Origin of the sequence: Aquabacterium sp. J223 (genome assembly GCF_024666615.1) — a bacterium.
Lineage (GTDB): Bacteria > Pseudomonadota > Gammaproteobacteria > Burkholderiales > Burkholderiaceae_C > J223.
Genome location: NZ_CP088297.1, coordinates 422795 through 435828, shown reverse-complemented (window position 1 = coordinate 435828; position 13034 = coordinate 422795). Strand labels below are relative to the sequence as shown.

The 13034-nt window shown below is 72.7% G+C and carries 15 protein-coding genes and 1 pseudogene; 14 read left to right on the top strand and 2 right to left on the bottom strand.

What is annotated here, in order from left to right; all coding sequences use genetic code 11:
• Positions 1 to 4: 4 nt before the first annotated feature.
• From LRS07_RS02095 to LRS07_RS02075, 5 genes are read left to right on the top strand one after another with little or no spacing between them, the layout of a single operon-like run.
• A complete protein-coding gene (locus tag LRS07_RS02095) occupies positions 5 to 415 on the top strand; it encodes an ExbD/TolR family protein (RefSeq protein ID WP_260500377.1) in 411 nt (136 codons plus the stop codon).
• 20 nt (positions 416 to 435) lie between these two features.
• Positions 436 to 1167, top strand: coding sequence for an energy transducer TonB (locus tag LRS07_RS02090; RefSeq protein WP_260500376.1), 732 nt, complete (start codon positions 436 to 438; stop codon positions 1165 to 1167).
• The gene (locus LRS07_RS02085) at positions 1164 to 1994 is read left to right on the top strand and encodes a D-glutamate cyclase family protein (protein ID WP_260500375.1); all 831 of its coding nucleotides are present in this window, start codon (positions 1164 to 1166) and stop codon (positions 1992 to 1994) included. Before LRS07_RS02090 ends, LRS07_RS02085 begins: the two co-directional genes overlap by 4 nt.
• Entirely contained in the window at positions 1994 to 2860 is an 867-nt protein-coding gene (locus LRS07_RS02080; RefSeq protein WP_260500374.1) for a phytanoyl-CoA dioxygenase family protein, read from the top strand. Before LRS07_RS02085 ends, LRS07_RS02080 begins: the two co-directional genes overlap by 1 nt.
• A 30-nt stretch (positions 2861 to 2890) precedes the next feature.
• Positions 2891 to 3655, top strand: a complete 765-nt coding sequence (locus LRS07_RS02075; RefSeq protein WP_260502013.1) for an SDR family NAD(P)-dependent oxidoreductase — start codon at positions 2891 to 2893, stop codon at positions 3653 to 3655.
• A 15-nt stretch (positions 3656 to 3670) separates the two neighbouring features.
• Here LRS07_RS02075 and LRS07_RS02070 read toward each other — a convergent pair whose 3' ends face one another.
• Positions 3671 to 4570, bottom strand: coding sequence for a LysR family transcriptional regulator (locus tag LRS07_RS02070; protein WP_260500373.1), 900 nt, complete (start codon positions 4568 to 4570; stop codon positions 3671 to 3673).
• A gap of 255 nt (positions 4571 to 4825) precedes the next feature.
• On the opposite strand from LRS07_RS02070, the gene LRS07_RS02065 reads away from it, so the two are divergent.
• The 9 genes and pseudogenes from LRS07_RS02065 (at position 4826) to LRS07_RS02025 (ending at position 12662) form a co-directional block, all read left to right on the top strand.
• A complete protein-coding gene (locus LRS07_RS02065; protein ID WP_260500372.1) occupies positions 4826 to 5569 on the top strand; it encodes a cysteine hydrolase family protein in 744 nt (247 codons plus the stop codon).
• Positions 5566 to 6597 (top strand): ABC transporter substrate-binding protein, encoded by a 1032-nt coding sequence (locus LRS07_RS02060; RefSeq protein ID WP_260500371.1) that lies wholly within the window; start codon positions 5566 to 5568, stop codon positions 6595 to 6597. Before LRS07_RS02065 ends, LRS07_RS02060 begins: the two co-directional genes overlap by 4 nt.
• A gap of 33 nt (positions 6598 to 6630) precedes the next feature.
• Positions 6631 to 7422, top strand: a complete 792-nt coding sequence (locus LRS07_RS02055) for an SDR family NAD(P)-dependent oxidoreductase (RefSeq protein ID WP_260500370.1) — start codon at positions 6631 to 6633, stop codon at positions 7420 to 7422.
• 10 nt (positions 7423 to 7432) lie between these two features.
• Positions 7433 to 8893, top strand: a complete 1461-nt coding sequence (gene allB / locus LRS07_RS02050; RefSeq protein WP_260500369.1) for an allantoinase AllB — start codon at positions 7433 to 7435, stop codon at positions 8891 to 8893.
• Complete coding sequence (gene atzD, locus LRS07_RS02045; RefSeq protein ID WP_260500368.1) at positions 8890 to 10005, top strand: cyanuric acid amidohydrolase; 1116 nt, start codon at positions 8890 to 8892, stop codon at positions 10003 to 10005. Before allB ends, atzD begins: the two co-directional genes overlap by 4 nt.
• Positions 10006 to 10015: 10 nt before the next feature.
• On the top strand, positions 10016 to 10831 hold the full coding sequence (locus LRS07_RS02040) for an ABC transporter ATP-binding protein (RefSeq protein WP_260500367.1): 816 nt from the start codon (positions 10016 to 10018) through the stop codon (positions 10829 to 10831).
• Complete coding sequence (locus tag LRS07_RS02035) at positions 10828 to 11622, top strand: ABC transporter permease (protein WP_260500366.1); 795 nt, start codon at positions 10828 to 10830, stop codon at positions 11620 to 11622. Before LRS07_RS02040 ends, LRS07_RS02035 begins: the two co-directional genes overlap by 4 nt.
• Positions 11619 to 12098, top strand: a pseudogene (locus LRS07_RS02030) (LOG family protein); the annotation flags it as partial. The gene LRS07_RS02035 and the pseudogene LRS07_RS02030, both read left to right, overlap by 4 nt.
• A 126-nt stretch (positions 12099 to 12224) precedes the next feature.
• A complete protein-coding gene (locus LRS07_RS02025; RefSeq protein WP_260502012.1) occupies positions 12225 to 12662 on the top strand; it encodes a DUF3830 family protein in 438 nt (145 codons plus the stop codon).
• A 53-nt stretch (positions 12663 to 12715) separates the two neighbouring features.
• Here the strand turns inward: LRS07_RS02025 and LRS07_RS02020 are convergent, their stop codons facing one another.
• Positions 12716 to 12925, bottom strand: coding sequence for a dodecin (locus tag LRS07_RS02020; protein ID WP_260500365.1), 210 nt, complete (start codon positions 12923 to 12925; stop codon positions 12716 to 12718).
• Between the last annotated feature and the right edge of the window lie 109 nt (positions 12926 to 13034).

Here is a 13034-nt window from a genome sequence, read left to right as displayed (position 1 = left end):
CGCGATGAGAACCTTCCCGCAGCGCAGGGAGCGCAAGGCCCGCATCGAGATCATCCCGATGATCGACGTGATGATGTTCCTGCTGGTGTTCTTCGTGCTCATCAGCACCAACGTGCTGCCGGCGCTGGGGCTGAAGGTGAGCCTGCCCGGCTCCGCCCAGCCGGAGCGGTTGAAGGACGAGCCGGTGCGGATCACGCTCACGGTGGACCGTGACGGCGCCGTCTACGTCGACGGCCAGTCCACGCCGATGGCGCAGGTCGCGGCCCGGCTCAAGGCCGTCGCCGGCAGCCGGCAGGCCAAGGTCATCATCGCCGGCGACGGCAGCGCCAACCTGCAGACCCTGGTCGCGCTGCTCGACCAGCTGAAGGCCGCCGGCATGCCCGCCGCCTCGATCGTGACCCGGCAGCAGTCCTGAGCGTTGCAGGACCGACCGCCTTGGACCACGCCGTGACCTTCCGCGACCCCGCCGAGCGTGCCTCGCACGGCATCGCCTTGGCGGCCACCGCCGCCGCGGTGCTGGTGTTGGCGCTGGCGCCCCTGCCGCAGCTCGAGCGCAGCCCGCCGCCGCCGGAGGAGACGACGACGGTGACCCTGCAGGCCGAGGAGCCGCCACCGGCCCCGACGCCGGCGCCCCCTCCGCCACCACCACCGCCGCCGCCGCCCCGGCCGGTGGCCACGCCGCCACGGCCGGTGGCCCCGGCGCCGGCGCCCGTGCCCAGCCCGTCGCCCGCCCCGGCACCCGTCCCCGTGCCGGCCCCTGCGCCGCCGGCGCCGGTCCCGCCGCCGCCCGCGCCCGTGGCCACGCCCGCAGCGCCGGCGCCGGCGCCGGTGCCGCCGGCCCCCGCACCGCCGCCGGTCAACGCGGCCAACGTCGAGACCGGTTATGTCGGCCGGCTGCGCGCCCACATCCGGAGCATCACCGAGTACCCGACGTCGGGCGACGCACGGCGGCTGCGACCGGAGGGCGCGAGCGTCGTGCGCTTCGTGCTGTCCCGCGAGGGCGCGCTGCGCAGCGCCGAACTCGAGCGCAGCTCCGGCTCGCCGATCCTCGACAAGCAGGCCCTGGCGATCGTCAAGGGCGGGCAGTACCCGGCCTGGCCGGCCGAGGCCTGGGCCGGCAACACGGAGCACACCTTCACCGTGACGGTGCAGTTCGTCTCGCCATGAGCGCAGCGGCCGACGCCCCCTTCGACACCGACTCGCCGGCCGCCGTGCGCCGGGCGATCCGCGAGGGCCGCCACCGCGGCTTCACCAACCTGCTGGCGCGCCGCCACGTGCAGGGCAACCTCATGATCGTGCCGGCGGCCCAGGCCGACGCCTTCGCCGAGTACTGCGCGCTCAACCCGCGGGCGCTGCCGCTGCTCGGCCGCAGCGAGCCGGGGTCGCCCTTCATCCCCGCGCTGGGCCGCGACCTCGACCTGCGCACCGACGTCGGCGGCTACACCGTGTTCGTCGACGGCGAGCCGGTGGACACCCCGCGCGACATCACGTCGCGGTGGCGCGACGACCTGGTCGCCTTCGTGCTCGGCTGCTCCTTCTCCTTCGAGGCGGTGCTGCAGGCGCACGGCGTGCGGCTGCGCCACCTGGAGGAGGGCAACGTCTCGGCGATGTACGTCACCGGCGTGCCCACCCGCCCGGCCGGGCCGTTCGGCGGGCCGCTGGTGGTGTCCATGCGGGCGCTGCGCGCGGCCGACGCCATCCGCGCCATCGCCGTCTCGCAGCGCTACCCGCTGTTCCATGGCGAGCCGGTGCACCTCGGCACCCCGTCGCTGATCGGCATCGCCGACCTGGCCCAGTCCTACGGCGGCCACGGCCTGACGCAGCTGCACGACGACGAGCTGCCCGTCTTCTGGGCGTGCGGCGCGACCGCGCAGCTGGCCGCACGGCAGGCGGGCCTGCCGCTGTGCATCACCCACCACAAGGCGCACATGGTCGTCACCGACCTCCTGGTGACCGACGCCGCCTCCAACCCCTTGTGCGAAGCAGACCTCTGATGAACATCGAAGCGCTCCATCGGCAGTACCTCGACACGGGCTGCGTGTTGATCCCCGGCGCCCTGTCCGCCGACGAGGTGGCGACGCTGCAGGCCGCCACCGACCGCATCGCCGCCGAGGCGGCCGGGCTCGACGAGGACAACCAGGTGCTCGACCTGGAAGAAGGCCACACCCGGCAGGCACCGCTGGTCCAGCGCATCAAGAAGCCGCACCGGGTCGACCGGCTGTACTTCGAGCTGGCGCTGCACCCGGCGATCTTTCCCCTGGTGCAGCGCATCTGCGGGCCCAACGTGCGGCTGAACCACAGCAAGATCAACATGAAGGCCGCACGCGCCGGCACGCCGCTGGAATGGCACCAGGACTGGGCCTTCGCGCCGCACACCAACATGTCGACCTGCGTGGCCTCGGTGATGATCGACGACGTGAGCGCGGACAACGGCGCCATGCAGGTGCTGCCGGGCAGCCACCGCGGCCCGCTGCACGACCACCACGATCCGCAGCTCGGCTTCGTCGGCGCGGTGGACGTGGTGGCGCAGGGCATCGACCTGTCCACCGCGCAGAGCCTGGAGGGGCCGGCCGGCTCCGTCACGCTGCACCACCCGATGACGCTGCACGGCTCCAGCGCCAACCGCTCCGGTCGCCAGCGGCGCATCCTGTTCCTCGAATACGCGGCCAGCGACGCCTTCCCGCTGTTCTACCCGGTGGACTGGGCGGAGTACGAGTCGCGGCTGCTCAGCGGCCCGTCCACCAGCGCGGTGCGGGTGGAGCCCAACGTCATCAAGCTGCCCTTCCCGTCGCCGGCGGGCAGCTCGATCTACAAGGCGCAGGCCAAGGCCCGCACCCGCTTCTTCGACGAGGCGGCATGAGCATGGACGCCCCCCACCTCCCCGGCGGCCCTGGTCACCGGCGCCAGCAGCGGCACCGGCCGCGACATCGCGATCGCCCTGGCCGAGGACGGCTGCGACATCGGCGTGCTGGGCCGGCGCACCGACGCGCTGGAAGAGACCGCGCGCCGCATCCGTGCGCTCGGCCGGCGGGCCTGCGTGCTGACCGCCGACGTCAGCGACGAGCAGTCGATCGAGGCGGCCGTCGAGGTCTTCCTGGCCTGGAGCGGCGGCCGGGCCGACGTGCTGGTCAACGCCGCCGGCGTCACCGGCCCGCTGGGCCCCAAGGTGGGCGAGCTGTCGGCGGCCGACTTCGATGCCGTGATGGCGACCAACCTGCGCGGACCCTTCCTCACCATGTCCCGGCTGCTGCCGGTGATGTGCCGCCAGGGCAGTGGCCGGGTGGTCAACATCGGCGGCACGCACGGCATGCGCGGCCGCGCCGGCCGCGCCGGCTACGCGTCGTCCAAGTGGGCGCTGCGCGGGCTGACCCGCAGCGCCGCGCTGGAGGTGGGCGCCCACGGCGTGACCGCCAACGTGGTGGCGCCCGGTGCCATCGCGGTCGAGCGCATGCGCGACCGCTGGGCGGCGCAGGCGCTCGAACAGGGCGTCAGCGAGGAGGTGGTGCGCGAGCGCTACACCGCGTCGCTCGGCATGGCGCTCAACCGCACCAACGAGACGGCCGACGTGGTGGCCACGGTGCGCTTCCTCGTCGGCGAGGGCGGCCGCAACATCACCGGCCAGGAGATCGTCGTCGACGGCGGCGTGATCGTCTGAGCGGGCGGCGTCGGCTCAGGCCGGCGCCTCGTGCATCCGCGCCAGCAGGTGCTGGGCGAAGGCCTGTGCCACCACCGGCAGCTGCCGCCCGTGCAGGCAGGCCAGCACCAGCTGGCCCCGCGGAAAGCCGCGGTCCTCGACTTCCTTGGCCACCAGCTCCCCTCCCTCGGTGACGGCACCGATCGCGATCTGGAACGTCAGCGCCTGCTGGTGGCGCAGGCAGCTGCGCAGGAACTCGAAGCTGTTGCTCTCGATCACCGGCCGCAGCTTCACCGGGGCGCGCAGCAGGAAGCGGTCGAGCAGCTGCCGCCCGCCGATCTCGGGGTTGGGCAGCACGACCGGGTGCTCCGCGCACTCGCGCAGCCGCAACCCGCCCGGCCGCTTGGCCAGCGGGTGGCTGCGGTGCATCAGGCACAGCAGGCGCTGCTCGGCCTGGCCCAGCACCTCGACATCGGCCTCGGGCGCGAGGTTGAACACCAGCGCCAGGTCGGCCTCGAAGTGGCGCAGCCGGTGCAGCGCCTGCAGGTGGTCGCCGATGTCGACCTGGAAGTCCACCAGCGGATGGTCGGCGCGGAAGCGGGCCACCGCCTCGCCGAGGAACGACGGCGCCAGCGCCTGGCTGCCCACCATGCGGACGCGCCCGCGCCGCAGGCCCTGCAGCTCCTCGATCTGCGAGCGCACCTCGTCGAGCTGCGACGCCCGGTCGCGGATGTAGCGGATGAACAGCTCGCCCGCGGGCGTCGGGCGCATGCCGCGCGGCAGGCGCTCGAACAGCGGCGTGCCGAGCTCGTCCTCGATGTCCTGGATGCGCCGGTTCACGGCCGAGGCCGCCACGTGCAGCCGCTCCGCCGCCTGGCGGATGGAGCCGCAGCGGGCGACCTCGTCGACGTAGCGAAGCAGGCGCAGGTGGTTCATCTCGCGGCAACCCGGCGGTCGTGTTGACCGTTGCCCTTTCGGCAACGCACGTTACGCGATTCGGTAGTGCAGAGCAACGGTTTCCGGCACGGACCCTGCGTGATGGCGGGCATGAGCCGAGCCCCGTCGCCGCCGCGCCCCAAAAACGGACACGCCGGGTCGCATGGGGTGGCCTTCGGGCCGTCCGCCCACCACTGCTGGGTCCTGGACGGCGCGACGGTCAGCCTGGTGCGTCGCGGTCCGGCGCCGAAGCCGGTGCCGCTCGCCGCCAGCCCGCAGCCGGTGGAGATCGACCTGCGGCGCAGCGCGCTCCTCGTCGTCGACATGCAGAACGACTTCTGCCACCGCGACGGCTGGTTCGGCCAGAAGGGCGCCGACCTGCGGCGCACGCGCCGGCCGATCCCCGTCCTCTCGGCGCTGCTGCCGGCCTGGCGCCGGGCCGGTGGGCAGGTGGTGTGGCTGAACTGGGGCGTGCGGGCCGACCGGCTCAACCTCAGCCCGACGGTCCAGTTCAAGGGCAAGCGCAGCGCCGAGGGCGTGGGCTATGCCGAGCGCTCGCCGCGCGACCACGGCCGGGCCCTGGTGGCGGGCGACTGGGGCGCCCAGGTGGTCGAGGAGCTCACGCCCGCGCCCGGCGACATCACCGTGCACAAGCACCGGCTCAGCGGCTTCTGGGACAACGAGCTCGACAGCCTGCTGCGGCAGCAGAGCGTCACCACCCTGCTGTTCGCCGGCGTCAACACCGACCGCTGCGTGTTCTCGACGCTGCAGGACGCCAGCTTCCTCGGCTACGACTGCGTGCTGCTGACCGATGCCTGCAGCACCGTCTCGCCGGCCTACGTGAGCAAGGCCATCCACTTCATCGTGGAGCAGTTGCACGGCTTCACCGCGACCTCAGCGAGCCTGCTGGCGTCGCTGGCCGGTCGGCCGGGCCGTCCCGCAGGCGGGCGCCGACGCACCGCCACCCCATCCACCGTCGAGAGGGAGACCCCCCCATGAACTTCGCATCCAAGACGCTGCGTGCCGCGGCGCTCGGCCTGTCGCTGGCCCTGCTGGGCGCCGCCGCCGGCGCGCAGACCCGCATCAAGATGGTGCTGAACTGGAAGTACGAAGGCCCGCAGGCCTGGTACTTCCTGGCGCAGGACAAGGGCTACTTCAAGGCCGAGGGCCTGGAGGTGGAGATCGACCAGGGCGAGGGCTCGTCGGCCTCGATCCCGAAGGTGGCCTCGGGCGCCTACCAGGCCGGCTTCGGCGACCTCAACGCCGTCATCGACCTGGCGGCGAAGCGGCCGGCCGATGCGCCGGTGGCGGTGTACATGGTCTACAACACGCCGCCCTTCACCGTGGTGGTCAAGCAGGACAGCCCGATCCGCACGCCGAAGGACCTCGAAGGCAAGACCCTCGGCGGCCCCGCCAACGACGCGGCGCTCAAGCTCTTCCCCGCCTTCGCCCGCCTCGCGAAGGTCGACGCCTCGAAGGTGAACATCACCAACATGGCGCCGAACCTGCGCGAGCAGATGCTGTTGCGCGGCCAGGTCGACGGCGCCTTCGGCTACGTGACGACGATCACCTTCGGCGCCCGTGGCGTCGGGCTCGATGCGGCGAAGGACCTTCGCTTCATCCGCTACGGCGACCACGGCATGGACCTGTACGCCAACGCCGTCTTCTTCTCGCGCAGCTTCGTCAAGGACAACCCGCAGGCGGTGCGCGGCTTCGTCAGGGCGCTCAACCGCGCCATCAAGGACGTGCTGGCCGACCCCGCGGCGGGCATCGACGCGGTGCTCCGGCGCGAACCGCTGCTCAAGCGCGAGCTCGAGCGCGACAAGCTGCAGGCCACGCTGCGCAACGACATGAGCCATGCCGAGGTGGCGCGCCTCGGGCTGGGCGACGTCGACGACGAGCGGCTCAAGCGCGCGATCGGCATCGTCGTCGAGGCCAACGAGCTGCCCCGCACGCCGCTGCCCGCGGAGGTCTTCGACCGCAGCTTCCTGCCCCCGCGCGACGAACGGCCGTCCAAGCTGTTCTGAGCCTTCCCCTCCTTCCGTGCGAAAGCCGTTGCCATGGACCTGAGACTGAAAGACAAGGTGGTGATCATCACCGGCCCCGCCAAGGGCATGGGCCGGGCGGTGACGCTGGCCTTCGCCGCCGAGGGCGCGAAGCTGGCGCTGGCCGGGCGCGACGTCGCCGCCATCGAGCCGGTCGCCGCCGAAGCGCGCGCCCTGGGCGTCGACGCCATCGTGGTGCGCTGCGACCTCACCGACAGCCGGCAGACGGCCGCGCTGGCCCAGGCCACGCGCGAGGCCTTCGGCCGCATCGACGTGCTGGTCAACGTGGCCGGCGGCTCGGGCCCCATCGGCAAGACCGGCTGGGAGACGACGCCGGAGGAGTTCGACGAGATCGTCGAGCTCAACATGAAGGGCTGCTTCAACACCATGCGCGCCGTGCTGCCGGCCATGATCGAGCAGCGCGCCGGCAAGGTGGTCAACGTCGGCGGCACCTTCGGCCTGCGCGGGCGCGCCGGGCGCATGGCCTATTCGGCGTCGAAGTGGGGCCTGCGCGGCATCACCAAGAGCTTCGCCCTGGAGGCCGGTCCCCACAACGTCAACGTCAACTGCGTCGCCCCCGGCATGGTGGACGGCCCGCGCTTCCGCGAGAAGGTGTGCGCCGACATGGCGCGCAAGCTCGGCATCACGCTGGAGGAGGCGATGCAGCGGCATGCGGCCGACTACGCGCTGCGCCGCGTCTCGCGGGACGAGGACGTGGCCGACGCCTGCCTGTTCCTGGCCAGCGACCGGGCGCGGCAGATCACCGGCGCCGACCTCGCGGTCGACGGCGGCTGGGCATCGCTGTGAGGGCCGGCAGATGAATTCCGTCGACCTCGTCATCCGCGGCGCCCAGGTGGTGTCGCCCGACCGCATCGTGCCCGCCGCGGTGGCCATCGCCGGCGAGCAGATCGTGGCCGTCGGCCACGACGACCTGATGCCGCCGGCCGCGCAGGAGTTGCGCGCCGACGGCCTGTACCTGCTGCCCGGGGCCATCGACAGCCACGTCCACTTCCGCGACCCGGGTTACCCGCACAAGGAGACCTGGAAGACCGGCTCGGCCGCCGCGGCCTGCGGCGGGGTGACGACGATCTTCGAGATGCCCAACACCAACCCGCCGACCGGCACGCTGGAGGCGCTGCGCCTGAAGCAGAAGGCGGCGCAGTCGTCGTACGTGGACTTCGGCATCCACGGCCTGTTCGGCGACGACACGGTGGACCGGCTGGAGGAACTGCTCGAAGGCGGTGTGACCAGCTTCAAGGCCTTCGTCGGCAACACCTTCGGCAACCTGCCCGCGCCCAGCGACGGCGCCCTGCTCGAAGGCTTCGAGACGCTGGCGCCGCTGGGCATCCGCACGGTGGTGCACGCCGAGAACTCCTCCATCCTGCAGCGCCGCGAGCGCCACCTGAAGGCCGCCGGCCGCAAGGATGCGCTGGCGCACCTGGCCGCGCGGCCGGCCGTCGCAGAGATCGAGGCCATCGCCCGCGTGATCATCCTCGCCGAATGGACCGGCGCGCGGCTGCACATCGCCCACCACAGCGCGGCCGATTCGCTGTACCTGCTGCGCGACGCCAAGCGGCGCGGCGTCGACGTGACGGTGGAGACCTGCCCGCAGTACCTGCTGCTCAACACCGACCACATGCTCCGGCTCGGCGGCGTGATGCGGCTGAACCCGCCGATCCGCGAGGCGCGCCACAACCAGCCGCTGTGGGACGCGCTGATGGACGGCACGATCGACATGATCGCCACCGACCACGCACCCCATGCGCCGGAAGAGAAGACCCGCGCCGACATCTGGGCCTGCGACTGCGGCTTCCCCGGCGTCGAGACGCAGATGCCGCTCATGCTCACCGAGGTCAACCGTGGACGCGCCAGCCTGATGGACTACGTGCGCTGGAGCGCGGTGGCGCCCGCCAAGGCCTGGGGCCTGTACGGCACCAAGGGCGTGATCGCGCCCGGCGCGCACGCCGACATCGCGATCGTCGACCTGCAGCGCCGCGGCGTGCTGTCGCAGAACCGGCTGCAGTCCATCAGCAAGATCTCGCCCTGGAACGGGCGCGCGGTGCAGGGCTACCCGCTGCACACCCTGGTGCGCGGGCGCTTCGTCATGCGCGACGGCCAGCTGGTCACCGAGGCGGCCGGCTGGGGCCGGTCGGTCAAGGGCGTGCAGCGCATGCCGACGCCGCAGCCGCGCCACACCGAGCACTTCATCGGCGCGGTGCTGCAGACCCCGCCCGGCGTGCCGCGCACCGCCACGCCCCTGTCGGACGTCGCCGAATGAGCGCGCAGCAGGCCGGTGCGTGGTGCGTGCCCTGCCGCGGGCCGGGGGACCTGTCCGGCGTGCAGGCGCTGGTCGAGGCGGGCGAGATCGACCCTCGCGACATCGTCGCGGTGATGGGCAAGACCGAGGGCAACGGCTGCGTCAACGACCACACCCGCGAGTTCGCGGCCATGGCCTGGTGCCACTTCCTGGCGCCGCGCCTGGGCTGCCGGCCCGAGGACGTCGAGCAGCGGGTGGCGCTGGTGATGTCCGGCGGCACGGAGGGGGTGCTGTCGCCGCACTTCACCGTGCTCACCCGGCGCTTCGTCGCCCAGGCGCCGGCGCACGGGGAGAAGCGGCTGGTGATCGGCGTGGCGCAGACCCGCGACTTCCGGCCGGAGGAGATCGGCCGGCGCGCGCAGATCGAGGCCACGGCGGCGGCGGTGCAGGCCGCCATCCGGGAGGCCGGCATCGCCGGCACCGACGACGTCCATTTCGTGCAGGTCAAGTGCCCGCTGCTGACCGACGCCAAGGTGGCCGAGGCGGCCTCGCGCGGCCAGTCGGTCGTCACCCCCGACCCCTACGCGTCGATGGGCCATTCGCGCGGCGCGTCGGCCCTCGGGGTCGCGCTGGCGCTGGGCGAGGTGGCGCCGGGCGACGTCGACGACCGTTCGGTGCTGGCCGCCGAGGCGCCCTGGTCGGCCTGTGCGTCGGTGTCCGCCGGCATCGAGCTGGAGCGCAACCTGGTCATCGTGCTGGGCGAGGCCGTCGGCAGCGCCTCGGCGCTGCGCATCGCCCACACGGTGATGCGCGACGCCGTCGATGCGCAGAGCGTGCGCATGCTCTTCCGCGAGGCGTTCGGCCTCGACCCGGAGCGCGACGCGGCCGCCATCTCGCAGCGCCTGGTCAACCTGCTGGCCAAGGCCGAGGCCAGCCCGGACGGGCAGGTGCGCGGCGCGCGCCACACCATGCTCAACGACTCGGACATCCACGCCACCCGCCATGCCCGCGCGGCGGTGGCGGCGGTGCTGGCGTCCGTCGTCGGCCGCACGCGGCTGTACGTCTCCGGCGGCGCCGAGCACCAGGGCCCGCCCGGCGGCGGGCCGGTGGCCGCCCTCCTGCGCATGGAATGAAGGACACCCGATGACACGACCCCTGATCGAGCTGTCGGACGTGAGCGTGCGCTACGGCGGCGGCACGGTGGCGCTGGACCGCACCAGCCTGCGCATCGAGCAGGGCGACTTCGTCGCGCTGGTCGGCCCCAGCGGCTGCGGCAAGTCCACCATCCTCAAGCTGGTGGCCGGGCTGCTCGACGCGAGCTCGGGCGGCGTGATCGTGGCGGGGCGGGAGCAGGGCGCCGCCGGCCGGGAGGCGACGCGCATCGGGCTCGCCTTCCAGAACCCGACGATGCTGCCGTGGCTGACCATCCGCGAGAACGTGATGGTGCCGCTGAAGATCGTCGAGCCCTTCCGCGGCCGCTACGCGCAGCACAAGCACGGCGAGTTCGCCGACCGCGCCGAGGCGCTGCTCGCGCAGGTGGGCCTGAAGGGCTTCGGCGACAAGCGGCCGTGGCAGCTGTCCGGCGGCATGCTGCAGCGCGCGTCGCTGTGCCGCGCCCTGATCCACGAGCCGCAACTGCTGCTGCTCGACGAGCCCTTCGGCGCGCTCGACCAGTTCACCCGCGAGGAGCTGTGGGCCATCCTGCAGTCGCTGTGGATGGCGCAGCGCCCCACCGTGCTGCTGATCACCCACGACCTGCGGGAGTCGGCCTACCTGGCCAACCGCATCTGCGTGATGAGCGCCCGCCCGGGCCGCATCCTGGAGGACCGCGCGGTGCCGTTCGCGCGGCCGCGCACGCTGGAATCCAGCTACGCGCCCGAGTTCGCGGCCCTGGTCCAGCGGCTGCGCATGCGCATCGCGGAAGCGCGCACCGAACCGGCCGCGACGGAGGCCGCATGATCCGCGCGGCCGCCGTCCTGTCGCCCCAGGCGCGCCAGCGCCTGCTGTCCAGCGCCGCGCTGGTCGGCTTCTTCCTGCTGTGGGAGCTGGCCTGCCGCGCCGCCGGCATCTCCGACCTGGTGCTGCCGCGGCCGACCCAGGTGGTGGCGGTGCTGCTGGAGAAGGGGCCGATGCTGTGGCCGCACACGGTGCAGACGCTCTACACCACGCTGGCCGGCTTCGTGCTCGGCGTCGCCGCCGGGGTGCTGATCGGCATGGCGATCGGCTCGTCCCGGCTGGCCTACGACGTCGCCTATCCGCTGCTGGTGGGCTTCTCCAGCATCCCGAAGGTGGCGGTGGTGCCGATCTTCGTGGTGTGGTTCGGCGCCGGCACCGTGCCGGCCATCCTGACGTCGATGGTCATCAGCGTCTTCCCGGTGGTGGTCAACGTCGCCACCGGCCTGGCGACCACCGAGCCCGAGCTGGAGGACGTGTTCAAGGTGCTGGGCGCGAGCAAGCGCGACATCCTGTGGAACGTCGGCCTGCCGCGCGCCATGCCCTACCTCTTCGCGTCGTTGAAGATCGCCATCACGCTGGCCTTCGTCGGCACGGTGCTGAGCGAGACCGTGGCGGCCAACAAGGGCATCGGCAACGTCATGATGATCGCCAGCGGCAACTTCGACGTCGCGCTGGTCTTCGCCGGGCTGGTCATCCTGGCCGTGCTGGGCGTGCTGCTCTACGCGGTGTGCGCCTGGGCCGAAGGCCGGCTGACCGGCTGGACCCAGCGCAGGAACGAGATCGTGCTGGCATGACGGCGTTGCAGAGCGTCGCCGTCTTCTGCGGCTCCAACTTCGGCGGCTCGCCCGAGTACGCGCAGGCGGCGCAGGCGCTCGGCCGCGAGGTCGCACGCCGCGGCCTGCGCCTGGTCTACGGCGGCACGCACATGGGCCTGATGGGCCTGCTCGCCGACGCGGCGCTGGCCGAGGGCGGCACCGTGATCGGCGTCATCAACCGTCGGCTTCACGAACGCGGCCACCTGCACCCGGGTCTGAGCCGGCACGAGGTGGTCGACCACATGCGCCTGCGCAAGGCCCGCATGGCCGAGCTGGCCGATGCCTTCGTCGCGCTGCCGGGCGGCCTGGGCACGCTGGAGGAACTGTTCGAGGCCGCGACGCTGACCCAGCTCGGCGACCAGGCCAAGGCCTGCGGCGCGCTCAACGTGCGCGGCTTCTTCGACCCCATGCGCGCCATGCTCGACCGCTGCGTCGACGAAGGTTTCCTCAAGCCGCAGCACCGCGACATGCTGGTCGTGGCGCCGCAGGCGCCGGCGCTGCTGGACGCCCTCGAGGCCTGGCAGCCCCCCCACCGTCACCAAGTGGATCGGCCAGCCCGGTTCCTGACCCCCATGACCCCCATGACCCGGATCGTCCTGCACGCCGCCGGCCACCGCTTCGTCGCCGAGACCCATCCCGACGCCCCGGCCACGGTGGCCGCCTTCCTGAAACTGCTGCCCTACCGCCAGAAGCTCATCCACGTGCGCTGGAGCGGCGAGGGCTGCTGGGTGCCGCTGGGCGACTTCAGGCTGGAGAACGACGGCGTGCCGGTGGGCTTCGAGAACCACACCCGCCACCCGTCGGTCGGCGACGTGCTGTTCTACCCCGGCGGCTACAGCGAGACCGAGATCATCCTGGCCTACGGCGCCTGCTCCTTCGCCAGCAAGATGGGTCCGCTGGCCGGCAACCACTTCCTGACCATCGTCGAGGGCCGCGAGCACCTGCGCGCGCTGGGCGTCAAGGTGCTGTGGGAAGGGGCGCAGGCGGTGGTGTTCGAGCGGGAGACTGCGGCGACCTGACGCCCGCGGCAGCGACCGGGCGCCACCGCCGATCCGCAGCGGACTCGGGCCCGTCAGTCCTCGAGCCGGAACCCGATCTTCAGCGTCACCTGGAAGTGCGCCACCTGGCCATTGACGACGTGGCCGCGGGTTTCCAGCACCTCGAACCAGTCGATGTGGCGGATGGTCTTGGCCGCGGTCTCGACCGCGTTGCGGATCGCGTCGTCGGTGCCGGTGGGGGAGGTGCCGACGACTTCGACGAGTTTGTAGACGTGGTGGGTCATGGTGGGTGGGACTCCTACGGGAGTGGGGGTGCTGGGCAGGGTACACCGCACTCTCCAAGGTTGCCACTTCATGCGCGGCGCTGCGCGACCGGGCCCGGTTCCGCGCCGG